Here is a 12,801-nt window from a genome sequence, read left to right as displayed (position 1 = left end):
TTGCTCCCCCTATGTTATGAAACACCTGAACTTAATATTTCTACTTGATTGACAAAATCAATCTGTTTTAACTCATTTAAGAGTTGATCGATCTCAACCGTCATTCCGTTTGTATTTAAAGATAACGTAACATTTGCTTTCCCTTGAATCGGTATCGTTTGGTGAATCGTTAATATATTGCATCCCGCTTGTGCCACAACAGATAAGAGGTGAGAAAGCACCCCTGTTTGATCTTGCAAATGGAAAAACAACGTAATCATCTGCTCTTTTACCATATGTTGAAACGGAAAGACAGCGTCCCGATATTTATAAAAAACACTTCGCGACAATCCGACTTGGCGTGTAGCTTCATGAATCGAATCCACTTCATAACTTTCCAACAATTTTTTTGCTTCCAATGTTTTTTTCATTCCTTCTGGTAAAAAATCTTCACTTACCAGATAGAACTTTTCATTTTTCGCAGACATCCACATTCCCCTTTTTTATACCAACGGATGGTCTTGCTACTAAGCATACTATCTATTATTCCATAAACTCGAATTCATAATCAAGCAGGCGAACTGTATCACCGTCTTTTGCTCCACGTTCCCTTAACGCATTGTCTACACCCATTCCGCGTAGTTGTCTGGAGAAACGTTGAACAGATTCATCACGACTGAAATCAGTCATCTTGAATAGCTTCTCAATTTTTTCTCCATATAGTACATAGGCACCATCAGGGTCACGAGTTATCGAGAAAGCTTTATCTTCTTTTTCAAAACGGTAAACTACGCGATCTTCTTGTTCTTCAACCGGTTTATAATTTTTCGGAATTTCGTCCAGTTTGTTCGCTACAGCAAACAATAGATCACGGATTCCTTCCTTAGTAACCGTTGAGATTGGGAAGATTGGATAATCTTCATCTAACTGTTCTTTAAAATAGGCGAGCTGTTCCTCTGCCTCTGGTAGATCCATCTTGTTAGCAGCAATGATCATTGGACGTTCTAATAGTGTTGGATCATATTGTTCCAGTTCTTTATTAATCGTAATAAAATCTTCATAAGGATCTCGGCCTTCTGTTGCTGCCATATCTATTACATGTAAAATCACACGTGTACGTTCCACATGTCGTAAAAATTGGTGACCAAGTCCAACACCTTCGTGTGCCCCTTCAATCAATCCAGGTAGGTCTGCCAATACAAAACTTCGTTGATCGGCGGTATCGACAACTCCTAAGTTAGGTTGTAATGTCGTAAAATGGTAGTCTGCAATTTTCGGTCTTGCCGCACTAACTGTTGATAATAAGGTCGATTTCCCAACACTTGGAAACCCTACCAAACCAACATCAGCTATCAATTTTAATTCGATCTGAATATCGCGCTCTATACCTGGCTCGCCATTTTCTGCGATTTCCGGGGCAGGATTTCTAGCAGATGCAAAACGAATATTTCCTCGACCGCCTCGACCACCTTTTGCAATGACTGCCCGTTGTTTATGTTCAATTAAATCAGCGAGCACTTCTCCTGTATTAACGTCCCTTACTGTCGTACCTGGTGGTACAGACAATACTAATGGCTCTGCATTTCTTCCATGCATGCCTTTTCCCATTCCGTTCTCGCCACGTTTCGCTTTAAAATGTTTTTGATAGCGAAAGTCCATTAGTGTATTTAAGCCTTCATCAACTTCAAAGATAACATCTCCGCCATCTCCTCCGTCACCACCAGCAGGACCACCCATCGGAACATATATTTCACGCCTGAAAGCAACTATACCGTTACCCCCGTCGCCTGCTTTTACATATACTTTGACCTGATCGACAAACATGCTGTCTCACCTTCTTTCGTTATTCTTGCCACTCTATCCTTAACATCTCACCTTTTGTCACTTTTTCAATAAAGGATAAAGATTCTAACTCTTGTTTCAATGCATCAATATCGGTCCAATTCTGATCAAATGTTAAGTGAATATGTATAGTATGGTCCACTTTTTTGAAAATAAGCGTACCGATATATTCCTCATATTCTTTTTGATAAGAAGGTAATATTTGAAATATTTTTTGTATTTTGGTTAGTAATGCTTCGTCATCCATGATGGCTGGTTGTCCGTCAACAAATGATTGAAAATGAAGCTGAAACGTTTCCGAACGCCAATTTAATTGATACAGCCATACCATTGTTTTTGGTATATTCAATCGATCCAAACCGCGTTCTTGATTAGATCTTTCCATTACTTCGGTTATTTTATTTTGTATTTTATCTAATTTCCCCATTTGAGCATAGCCCAAAATTAGTTGCAAATCATTTAGCCAATCATGGCGATAATGGCGCAACATTTCGACTACATCTTGTTCCTTCAACGTCTTCACCCCTCACACAATAAGAAAATTATAGCATAGAAAAACATAAGATTCATCTATATGACGGTCATATCCCATTCGAAGTAGATAACAACTGCGAAATAGTGGAAATTTAGAAAAGGGAAGCTTTCTCCCATTCTGTTTAATGATGAGTGCTCGGTCGACGCTGCGGAAAAATACTCCCTTTCCAGGGGCACAGCCTCAGCTAACTTGGTAAAGAAAATCACTTTACCAAGTGGATCTTCGGCTCGTGCTATTCCCCTAGGAGTGTCGCATTTTTCCGCAACTTAGAATAGTGTTCTAATAAAATGACAGGAAATCCAAAGGAAACAGTTTCCTAAGTTCTATTCTTACAATAATCAGAGCACTAAAATCAGCGTAGGCAGAATACGGAGACTCCTATGGGAACAGCACGAGTCTGAAGACCCCGCAGGAAAGCGATTTTTGCTTTCCGAGGAGGCTGAGGCCGTGCCCATGGAAAGCGCAGTATTCTCCCGGAGCGGTTTGTCAGCACTCCCAAAGGGAAGAATGGAAGAGAGCAAATCAACGCCAACGTTACTTCGCAGTTTATGTATCTTGTGCATTTTTTCTATTTGTAAGTTCAAAATAAAAGGCTCTAACCTTGAAAGATTAGAGCCTTTTTTATTTCCTTATGCAGGATATACACTTACTTTTTTACGATCGCGTCCTTGGCGTTCGAATTTAACCACACCGTCTGCTTTAGCATATAGTGTGTCATCTCCACCACGGCCTACGTTTACACCTGGGTAAACTTTTGTACCGCGTTGACGATAAAGGATTGAACCACCTGAAACGAATTGACCGTCTGCACGTTTAGCACCTAAACGTTTAGACTCAGAGTCACGACCGTTTTTCGTACTACCTACACCTTTTTTCGTTGCGAAAAACTGTAAATCTAGACGTAGCATGTTGTTGCACCTCCTTAATTTTCAAAGATGGATATATATTGACCATATTCCCGCTCAACGGTTTGCAAGGAAACAACCATACCTTCAAAGAGTAATGAAACTTTTTCTAAAAGTTGCTCATCCAATGAATCAGGAATGGTAACTTTCAAATATCCGCCTTCATCACCGGCTTGGTCTATATCCAAATCAATCTCACATAGCGTAAACACTGCGTTGACAGAACCAAAAGAGATCGCAGAAACAGCGGCACAAACTAAATCATGCCCTTCTGGACCACTTCCAGCATGCCCTGTCAGTGTAAATGATTTTATATACGTTTGTTCACGCTCAATTGTCACGTTAATCATACAACCAAAACCTTATGCATTGATTTTCTCAATGGTAACTTTTGTGTATGGCTGACGGTGACCTTGTTTACGTGAATAGTTTTTCTTTGGCTTGTACTTAAATACAGTGATTTTCTTTTGACGGCCTTGTTTTTCTACTTTCGCAGTTACAGAAGCTCCGTCAACGTATGGAGTACCAAATTTCGCATCGTCTCCACCTACTGCAAGTACTTTGTCAAATGTTACTGATTCACCAGCCTCAGCAGCTAGTTTCTCAACAAAAATTGCTTGACCTTCTTCTACTTTTACTTGTTTTCCACCAGTTTCAATAATAGCGTACATTCTCTTGCACCTCCTCATAGACTCAGACTCGCCATACAGGTAGCTTATCAAAGCTTTAAAGACCTGTTCTGCGCGGTTGTAGCAACGGGTGCTACATAAACAACAAAACGATCATACCATATATTAAAGCAACTTGTCAATGACTATTTCATGATTCTCAGCTATATACAAATTAATTAACTCCTTACTGCCCGAACGAATTATCTGATAATCTGGAATGCTTTCATCCGTATAATAATACACTTCCATTTGTATGTTAGATAAGACTTCACCAGTTAACTCTTCTTTCCAAAAGGCATACAGGTCTGGATGAATGATAAGCAATAAACATTCCGTATTTCGGTTCCACTCTAACAGTTCACGTTCCAGCTGATAGCCGATCGTTTCCATTGATAATACAGGTTTCTTATTTAATTCCCTATTAGTCATCAGTTCCAAGAGTCCTGTTCTTTCTCTTTTTCTCGTCATTTCCAACAAACCCAACTTTGTAAATCCGAGCACCTCTGTACGTACCGGATCTTCTCGTAACGCTTGTTTCATCTGTTGTAAAATGATTGCCTCTTCTTTTTTTGCCATTTTTAGAAAATCAATTAGAATAATTCCCGATATATTACGTTTTCGAATTTCTTCGATACAATATTTTACGGAACGTTGATTAATGCGATAGATGGTATCATGTTTGTTATGACGACTTGTAAATTTACTGCTGTCAATATCAATCACTGTCAAGGCCTCGGTTTGTTCCACTGTTAATGTAATACCATCCTGTTTATGAACAACTGGCTGAATCGCTTCTGTTAACCAACTGCTTACATCTTGACCAACAATTTGATTAGCCTCTTTCCTAATCCTCATTTTATCCGCTAGATTAGGAAAAGCTGTCTTCGCTTTTTGAAGCGTTTGACGTTCATCGAAAGTAATATCTTGAAAAGATTCATTTTGATATTGATTTATCATTTGATCTGGAATCATTGGATATTGAAAAAGGATGTATGGTGCTTTATTTTGTGATGCATCACTTTCCAATTTCCGCCAAAGATTTCTGCTATTATTTAATTCAGTTAATACTTGTTCTGTTTCAGCATTCGCTATGTCTGTTCGTAATATAACTCCTTCATTCATAGAAAGTTGTTCCGATAAATAACTTTTCCATTTTTCTGATATTGTTTGCGATAATTTTTTAGAACTGGCTACATAATTGCCATGTGGTAAATAAATAATTCGTTGTCCTGTAAGTGTTATATTAGCTGTAAGTCTTGGTCCTTTCTCTTGATAAGCCTCTTTGATAACCTGAACAATAATACTTGCTCCATCTGTTAAATAAGAGGAAAGCTTGTCATTCACACCCAAAAATGGCACTTCGCTTTTGGACAGAAACCCAACCTTCTTCTCACCAATATCAATAAATGCGGCATCAATACTTTCGTCAACGTTTCGCACTTTTCCTTTATAGATTGAACCTAGCCGAGCGTTTGTTGACTGGCGGTCAATAAAGATATCGATACATTGCTTTTCTTCAAAAAGCATGCCGATTTTTTCTGAACTACCTGTATAAAAGTGTAATTTCTTCATGTTCAACCTCTTTCTATCCTGTAAGCAACTGGCCTACCACCAAGTGAATATTTTTCTGATCGAAATAACTTTGCAAACAATCTCGTTCCGATAACCAATAAACCTTTCCATGTTGATCATATACTTTAATCCGGTGAAAGGTGTCTCTTTTAAACAAACGAAACAAATCCAATAAACTGATCGATGCAGGCACTTCTATTTCTCTGTGTTTCCGAAATTTGGTGGTTTCACTATACCTACTCCATAAAAAACGCCACCATTTAAAATACCTTCGCTTCCATTCTAATCGATTTTCCCAAATTAAAAAAATCATAAGTAAGACAAAACTTAAAGAAAGCCATGCCCGACTAAATACATAGATACTTACAAAAACAATCGTCACAATCGATATCATAATCATCCATTTATGAGAAACTTGAAAGGAGAAAAAAGAATCCAAACTAAGCTGGACGAGTTTCCCCCCATCAAGCGGCCATATTGGCAACAGATTTCCAATCAATATAAAAGTATTATATTGATATGCTAGTACTAACGTGGATTCTGGAAGCAAGGAGCCAGCATCAAGCATATAAATAATGAAATAGATCCAAATATGTTGTAATGGTCCGGCGATCGTTACTAGAAATTCTTCACGTATTGGTCTAGTTCCATACTCATCTGTTTCCATCACTCCACCAAAAATCCACAAAAAAATGCGCCGGATTCGCCACTTGAAAACGCGAGCGCATATATAATGTCCTAATTCATGAATAGAAACAATCAAAAAAATAATGAAAAATTCCACTAACATACCAGTAAGTATAGCAATAAGTAAGAAAAAAAATAAAATAGGGTGAATATGAATTGGAGGTAGCTTAAGGTTGCTCATCAACATGCATCACCCGAATCGGATCTAAAAATTCCCGGTTCTTTTCAATCGCAAAGTACATTGCTGTATTTGCCTCAGAAGGTTCATAGCTACCTATTTTTTGATTAGCTCTAATCGATTGATAGGAATGAACATCAATATTGGTTAAGTTTCCATAAATGGATTTGCTGCGATCCGCATGCTGGACAATCACTGTTTTTCCTGTTTCACGATCATTACCAGCAAATAAAACAGTGCCTTCATCTACAGCAATCACTTCTGTTTCTTCATCAGAAGAGATTAAAATACCTTCACCATTTTCTTGAAATGTCTGGTTAACTTGACCAGAAACAGGCAATGCAGTAGGTTCGGCAGTTTCCGCTTTATCAAGATCTGCTTCGATAGCAAATGGTGCACCAAACCGAGCTTGATACCATGCGTTCACACTTGCAAAAGGAAATTCTTCTGTTATCGCGTAATTTACCCAGTTCCTTGGTTGTTCAAGCCATTGTTGATTGGAAGCCGTTGAAAACACCGTAATAAAAAAGATGATGGCTGCAACAATACTTTTAACAAGAAACGGTTTTAAGTAGGCTTGGTCACTATTGTTGTGATACCCCCCGAAACTCGGAGAATACCCGTGTCGTTCTTCATCTTCCATGTGAGCCTGGTTTACATAACTATTACGCTTGAAATCTGATAAGCGTGTTGATGTGATTTTCTTTTTAGATTGTTTTCTTTTCGTAATATTTTGGCGTATTTGTGATAGATTATCTTTTTTCATCAGCATCCATTCCTTTTTTCCAACGTTTGTACAATATATGTGGACAACCATCATAATATGAAAAAGGAACAAAAAAAACTTTTAAATGCTTCAGCAAAAACACTTTAGTACAAATGGTCAACAAGAAAAGTGGATATAAACTGCGTACTTGTGAATTTTTTTAAAAGAGACTTTCCATCATTCTTTCCATAAGGAGTGCTGAGATACCGCTCCGGCAGAATACTGCGCTTTCCGTGGGCACGGCCTCAGCTAACTTGGAAAGAAAGGCACTTTACCAAGTGGATCTTCGGCTCGTGCTGATCCCACAGGAGTCTCCGTATTCTGCCTACGCTATTTTTGTTCTCTGATTATAGAAAGAAATGAACTCATGAAACTAAAATTTTCTGTTTAATTACAGTACTAACCCTTTTAGCATAGTCGTACCCTACGCTACATATGGTGGAGAAATCGACTGGTTGATTGCGGATAACGGTTGTGGAGCATATCTTAACGAAGGCCGCCCACTTTCACTCCTGTGGGAATGGTTTGGCCTGAAGATCCACTTTTTCGAGCGTTTTTTGCTCGAAAAAGTTAGCTGAAGGGCAAACCCCACGGAAAGGAAAGTGGGCAGCCGGAGTGGTAGTTATCATCACGATATATTTCAAAATTATCTCTTAATGCAGTACGAGAACGGGTGGAGAACAAATCCATGTCCAGTTACTTCGCAGTATATGTATAATATGTTATGGAACTGACCGGAATATGATGGTAAAAAAGAGTTTACCTAATAGGAGGCAAACTCTTTTTTATAGGTTATTTTTTTATTCCGAATGCTTTTTTTACTTTGTCTATGAATGATACTTTTTCCTCCAGCGAGAGTAGAGGAACTGATTCGCCCAGGATTCTTCTTGCAATATTACGGTAGGCAATAGAAGCTCGTGTGTTAGGTTGAAAGGCAACAGGTTCGCCATGATTAGATGCTTTGATCACATCGTCGTCATCTGCAACAATGCCTAATAAATCTATTGACAATACTTGGATTATTTCATCTACATCCAGCATATCACCATTTTTCACCATATGATTACGAATACGATTAATGATTAAATGAGGAGGTTCCATATCTTCTTGTTCTAATAAACCGATAATCCGGTCAGCATCCCTTACGCTTGATTTCTCAGGAGTTGTCACGACAATCGATTTATCTGCCCCAGCCACCGCATTACGATAACCTTGCTCAATACCTGCCGGGCAATCAATTAATATGTAATCATAATCCGGCTTCAATTCTTCAATGATTTCCACCATACCTTCAGGAGTTAGCGCAGATTTATCACTTGTTTGTGCAGCCGGTAATAAATATAAACAGTCAAAGCGTTTATCTTTAATTAACGCTTGAGAAATTTTACATCTTTTTTCCAGTACATCCACAATATCATAAATGATACGATTTTCAAGACCCATAATCACATCTAAATTTCGCAGTCCGATATCTGTATCTATTAAACAAACTTTCTTATCTAGTAATGCTAATGAAGTTCCTAGATTTGCCGTAGTTGTCGTTTTACCGACACCACCTTTACCAGAAGTAATAACGATAGCTTCACCCATTCATAACTCTCCTTTCAAAAGCATTTAAGTCTGGACGCGATCTTGCGATAGTACTGATACGGTCCATTACAATTTGTTCACCCTTTGAATCAATAAAGCCGCATTCCATCGGGACACCTTCCGAGTCAGCATCTGGTGACCTGCTAATTACTTCCGCTATCCGCAATTGACTTGGTGCCATATGTGCAGCAGCTATTACAGCATCTCTATTACCGTCTGCTCCAGCATGCGCAATTCCTCTTAAATTACCCATCACAAAAATATTACCAGTTGCAACTATTTTACCGCCAGGATTCACATCCCCAACCAATAATAAGTCACCATTAATTTCTAATACTTGTCCAGAACGAATAATCTTATTATGTAAATTGACATCTGTTTCTTCTTTCCATTGTAACGCTTCTTCTTTTAAAATAACATTCGAAGCTATCTTGTCAACAACTAACTTATTATGCTTGCGAATAACTTCTCGTAACGTTTGTTCTTGCTGATTCGTCACATAACGGTTTCCTAATTCAATTTTCACGGTGATCAATGGCTCATCCGCCGCCATATGCTTTGTGGAAAGAATTTCTTCTAATTCCTCGAGCAGCTCATTCCATGCACATTGATCATTCATAAAAAGGGTTAGACCATCTCTTGTTCCCTTTATTGTAATCCATTTATTTGATGCCACTTCAATTCAACCCCTTAAAACATTCACTAACCGTTATCAATCTGCTCGTTCAAACTTAATGTACGACCATTTTGTTAATTTTTTTGCAAAGATAAGATATATGAGCAAGCCAAAAATTATATTCCATATCCCTGTCGGAATCAACCTGTTTTGCCAGTAAATACTCCAACTATCAACATGTACTTGAATAATATTATAAAGGAAAAAGATCAAAATGTCTGTAACCACAACTCCTACAGTCGTCATCAATAAAGCAATCAAAAAATTCGACTGTAATAGCTTCATTAATACTCTTGCTGCGTATAATACTGCTGTATATGCAAATACATAAACACCGATCACATCCGTATAGACAATATCAATAATCATGCTGAATATAATCGACAGTGCAATGGCATAGTATGTAGATTCTTTCTCAAAAAAGATCGTGACATATAACAGAAATATAAATAGGAAATGTGATACATTTATCCATTCATCTTTCAGAATTGGCAGAGAAACTTGAGTTAGTGTACCTTCTAGTATCACTAATAAAAAACAGATGAGAGCAATAAGAAAAGGGATCATCCGTTTCATGATTCATCCTCCTCTGTTTGCTCTTCTACTTCTTCTATTTCATCTACTGTCGTCATCGATCGATCGATGACAATAACATGATTTAACTCCTCCAAATCAGCTGAAGGTTTTACATGGGCAATACTTGTTAATTCATAACGATCAGCTTCGACATCAACAACTTCACCAATTTCAAGTCCTTTTGGAAAGATACCGCCAAGTCCTGAAGAAAATACATACTGGCCTTCTTCTAAATCCTTGTCATTATCATTCATTTCTAACAATAGTAACTCTGATTCTTCATCATAGCCAACAATGAATCCAGAACTATCCGTTTCTTTATCTTCTTCATATACATTTACTGAAATTCGATTGGTTCGGTCAAATCCGTTAAGTAATAAAACGGTGGACGTAAACGGTGAGCTAGTTTGCACTTTCCCGATCATCCCTTTTCCGGTTATCACTGACATATTTGGCTGAACACCGTCCTGTGTTCCTTTATTAATCGTGATTTGCTTAAACCATTGATCCTTGCTTCTTGCAATTACGGATGCCTGTATGGCTTCAAAATTTTGCAGGAAGTCTGACTCTGATTTATCCAAAACTTCTTTTAATTCATCGATTTCTTTCGTCAGCTCTTGGTTTTCATATTCTAGCTGTCTTATCTCGTCTAAGCTTGATTTTAGTTGTTGGTTTTCACGATATACATTGCGGATTTCTTTAATATTATTTGCAACGCCAGTTGTGAACGCAATCGGCTTATTAATCACTTCCTGCGCCCAACCAGCACTGTCATGAATAAAGTCTTCAATGATGGTAAGATCCGTTCTTTCTCGTAACGAAAAACCGATCAAACCAACAATAATAATTAATGAAATCATTAAAATAAACAGTCGTTTCTTTTTATAAAACATCATAACACCTTCTTAATCTGATAAGCGCTGCACCCCTACATTTGGATGTGATCGAAAATGCTCGATATATTCCAAGGATTTCCCTGTACCGATTGCAACACTATCTAACGGTTCATCCGCAACAAATACCGGCATTTTTGTTTCATCACTAATTACTTCATCTAAATCTTTTAAAAGTGCTCCCCCTCCGGATAACACAATACCTCTGTCCATAATATCAGCGGCGAGTTCTGGTGGCGTACTTTCTAAAGTATTTTTCACCGCTTCTACAATGGCATCCACTGTATCTTTTAATGCAGATGCAATCTCAGAAGCACTTACACTAATTGTTTTTGGTAATCCTGTTAATAAGTCACGTCCGCGAATATCCATTAACTCCTTTTCAGATGAAGCTTTCGCAGATCCTATGTCCATCTTTAATGATTCTGCTGTACGCTCACCGACCATCAGGTTGTATGTTCTTTTGACATACTGAATGATTGCTTCATCCATGTCATCACCAGCAGTACGAATGGACCTGCTTGTCACGATACCCCCAAGAGAAATAACCGCAACTTCAGTTGTTCCTCCACCAATATCTACAATCATACTACCAGTTGGTTCCCATACAGGTAAACCAGCACCTATAGCTGCAGCGAATGGCTCCGCAATTGGAAATGCATCCTTTGCACCTGCATGTTTTGTTGCATCAATGACAGCTCGTTCTTCAACCATTGTTATCCCTGATGGTACACATACCATAACATTAGGTTTTTTAGCAAAGCTAGATCTGTTTTTCTGTGCTAATTTAATGTAATATTTCATCATCGCAGCTGTAGTATCATAATCTGCAATAACACCGTCTTTCATCGGTCGAATTACTTGAATATTACCCGGCGTACGACCAATCATATTCTTGGCATCACTACCAACTGCCTCAATATCACCTGTTGTCTTATTTATTGCTACAACGGAAGGTTCACGCACAACAATGCCTTTACCTTTGATGAATACTAATGTGTTTGCTGTACCTAAATCAATCCCTAAATCTTGTGATAAATTAAATAATCCCAATCTTGTTCTTCCTCTCAACCATTATTATACAAAACATTCACTTCAATATTTTATGCTTTTATTGGCTTTCAATCAAGAAATTATATTCTTTCATAATAATAAGCGCCTTTATACAAGCGATCTTGTATAAGGCGCTATAAAAGCTTGTTAATTCTATTATACTTAACTTTAACAAAAATAGATAGTGCTATAAGTACCCTTTTTCTTTTAATGAAATAAATTTGTGATCACCAATTATCAAATGATCCAAAAGTTCAATACCTATCATTTTTCCACTCTCACTTAACCGCTTAGTAACATGGATATCTTCTTGGGAAGGGGTTGGATCGCCTGAAGGATGATTATGTGCACAGATGATAGAAGCTGCGGATCTTTTAATTGCTTCGCGGAAAACTTCACGAGGATGGACAATGGAAGCATTCAAACTACCAATAAAAATCGTTTGCCGGTGAATTACTTGATTCTTCGTGTTAAGAAAGATGGATACAAAATGCTCCTGTTTCAGACTGCTCATTTCCTCCATTACATAATTTGCACCATCTTCCGGACTTCTTATCACATATCTCTCCTTTTCTTTAAATTGTTGAATTCTTTTACCAAATTCCACTGCCGCAAGAATATTAACCCCTTTTACCTGGCCAATACCTTTGATTTCGGTTAATTCTTCAATCGTAACGTCTTTGAGCATTCTTAATCCTTCAAAATGTTGCAGTACTTTCTCTGCTAATTGATGTACATTTTCTTTCTGTGTCCCTGAACCCAATAAGATTGCTAGTAATTCTTGATTCGATAAGTGATCTGGACCATGTTCCAATAGTCGTTCTCTTGGCCGATCTTCTTTAGGTACTTCTTTCATTTTGATAGTGGTCATCTCCAAT

Annotated in this window: 15 protein-coding genes and 1 other annotated feature; all 15 genes read right to left on the bottom strand. The window is 37.8% G+C overall.

The genetic code is table 11. From position 1 onward, the window contains the following. Positions 1-14 precede the first annotated feature (14 nt). On the bottom strand, positions 15-467 hold the full coding sequence (locus D569_RS0105755) for an ACT domain-containing protein (RefSeq protein WP_018931451.1): 453 nt from the start codon (positions 465-467) through the stop codon (positions 15-17). Positions 468-522: 55 nt separating this feature from the next. Further along, a complete protein-coding gene (gene obgE / locus D569_RS0105750) occupies positions 523-1,803 on the bottom strand; it encodes a GTPase ObgE (RefSeq protein ID WP_018931450.1) in 1,281 nt (426 codons plus the stop codon). A gap of 19 nt (positions 1,804-1,822) precedes the next feature. Then, positions 1,823-2,335: a Spo0B domain-containing protein gene (locus D569_RS23595; RefSeq protein WP_018931449.1), complete on the bottom strand. Its 513-nt coding sequence runs from the start codon at positions 2,333-2,335 to the stop codon at positions 1,823-1,825. A 650-nt stretch (positions 2,336-2,985) separates the two neighbouring features. Continuing rightward, positions 2,986-3,264: a 50S ribosomal protein L27 gene (gene rpmA, locus D569_RS0105740; RefSeq protein ID WP_018931448.1), complete on the bottom strand. Its 279-nt coding sequence runs from the start codon at positions 3,262-3,264 to the stop codon at positions 2,986-2,988. 14 nt (positions 3,265-3,278) lie between these two features. Then, positions 3,279-3,611 carry a ribosomal-processing cysteine protease Prp gene (locus D569_RS0105735; protein WP_018931447.1) on the bottom strand — a complete coding sequence of 111 codons (333 nt, stop codon included), beginning with the start codon at positions 3,609-3,611 and terminating at the stop codon, positions 3,279-3,281. A gap of 12 nt (positions 3,612-3,623) precedes the next feature. Next, complete coding sequence (gene rplU, locus D569_RS0105730) at positions 3,624-3,932, bottom strand: 50S ribosomal protein L21 (RefSeq protein ID WP_018931446.1); 309 nt, start codon at positions 3,930-3,932, stop codon at positions 3,624-3,626. A 14-nt stretch (positions 3,933-3,946) separates the two neighbouring features. Continuing rightward, positions 3,947-4,020 (bottom strand) — a sequence feature (ribosomal protein L21 leader region). A gap of 35 nt (positions 4,021-4,055) precedes the next feature. After that, the gene (locus tag D569_RS0105725) at positions 4,056-5,504 is read right to left on the bottom strand and encodes a ribonuclease E/G (protein WP_018931445.1); all 1,449 of its coding nucleotides are present in this window, start codon (positions 5,502-5,504) and stop codon (positions 4,056-4,058) included. Positions 5,505-5,517: 13 nt separating this feature from the next. After that, positions 5,518-6,372, bottom strand: a complete 855-nt coding sequence (locus D569_RS0105720) for a site-2 protease family protein (protein WP_018931444.1) — start codon at positions 6,370-6,372, stop codon at positions 5,518-5,520. Further along, on the bottom strand, positions 6,359-7,135 hold the full coding sequence (locus tag D569_RS0105715; protein WP_018931443.1) for a M23 family metallopeptidase: 777 nt from the start codon (positions 7,133-7,135) through the stop codon (positions 6,359-6,361). Before D569_RS0105715 ends, D569_RS0105720 begins: the two co-directional genes overlap by 14 nt. Before the next feature lie 792 nt (positions 7,136-7,927). Beyond that, complete coding sequence (minD, locus tag D569_RS0105710) at positions 7,928-8,725, bottom strand: septum site-determining protein MinD (protein ID WP_018931442.1); 798 nt, start codon at positions 8,723-8,725, stop codon at positions 7,928-7,930. Beyond that, positions 8,718-9,401 carry a septum site-determining protein MinC gene (gene minC / locus D569_RS0105705; protein ID WP_018931441.1) on the bottom strand — a complete coding sequence of 228 codons (684 nt, stop codon included), beginning with the start codon at positions 9,399-9,401 and terminating at the stop codon, positions 8,718-8,720. The genes minD and minC overlap by 8 nt, the downstream gene beginning before the upstream one ends. 36 nt (positions 9,402-9,437) lie before the next feature. Then, complete coding sequence (gene mreD / locus D569_RS0105700) at positions 9,438-9,977, bottom strand: rod shape-determining protein MreD (protein ID WP_018931440.1); 540 nt, start codon at positions 9,975-9,977, stop codon at positions 9,438-9,440. Further along, a complete protein-coding gene (mreC, locus tag D569_RS0105695) occupies positions 9,974-10,873 on the bottom strand; it encodes a rod shape-determining protein MreC (RefSeq protein WP_026287228.1) in 900 nt (299 codons plus the stop codon). Before mreC ends, mreD begins: the two co-directional genes overlap by 4 nt. A 9-nt stretch (positions 10,874-10,882) precedes the next feature. Beyond that, positions 10,883-11,923: a rod shape-determining protein gene (locus D569_RS0105690; protein ID WP_018931438.1), complete on the bottom strand. Its 1,041-nt coding sequence runs from the start codon at positions 11,921-11,923 to the stop codon at positions 10,883-10,885. 187 nt (positions 11,924-12,110) lie between these two features. Next, positions 12,111-12,794 carry a RadC family protein gene (gene radC, locus D569_RS0105685; protein WP_033404696.1) on the bottom strand — a complete coding sequence of 228 codons (684 nt, stop codon included), beginning with the start codon at positions 12,792-12,794 and terminating at the stop codon, positions 12,111-12,113. Positions 12,795-12,801: the final 7 nt, after the last annotated feature.

The sequence above is a fragment of the Gracilibacillus lacisalsi DSM 19029 genome, from assembly GCF_000377765.1.
GTDB lineage: Bacteria > Bacillota > Bacilli > Bacillales > Amphibacillaceae > Gracilibacillus > Gracilibacillus lacisalsi.
This window is presented reverse-complemented; position numbering and strand designations above follow the sequence as displayed.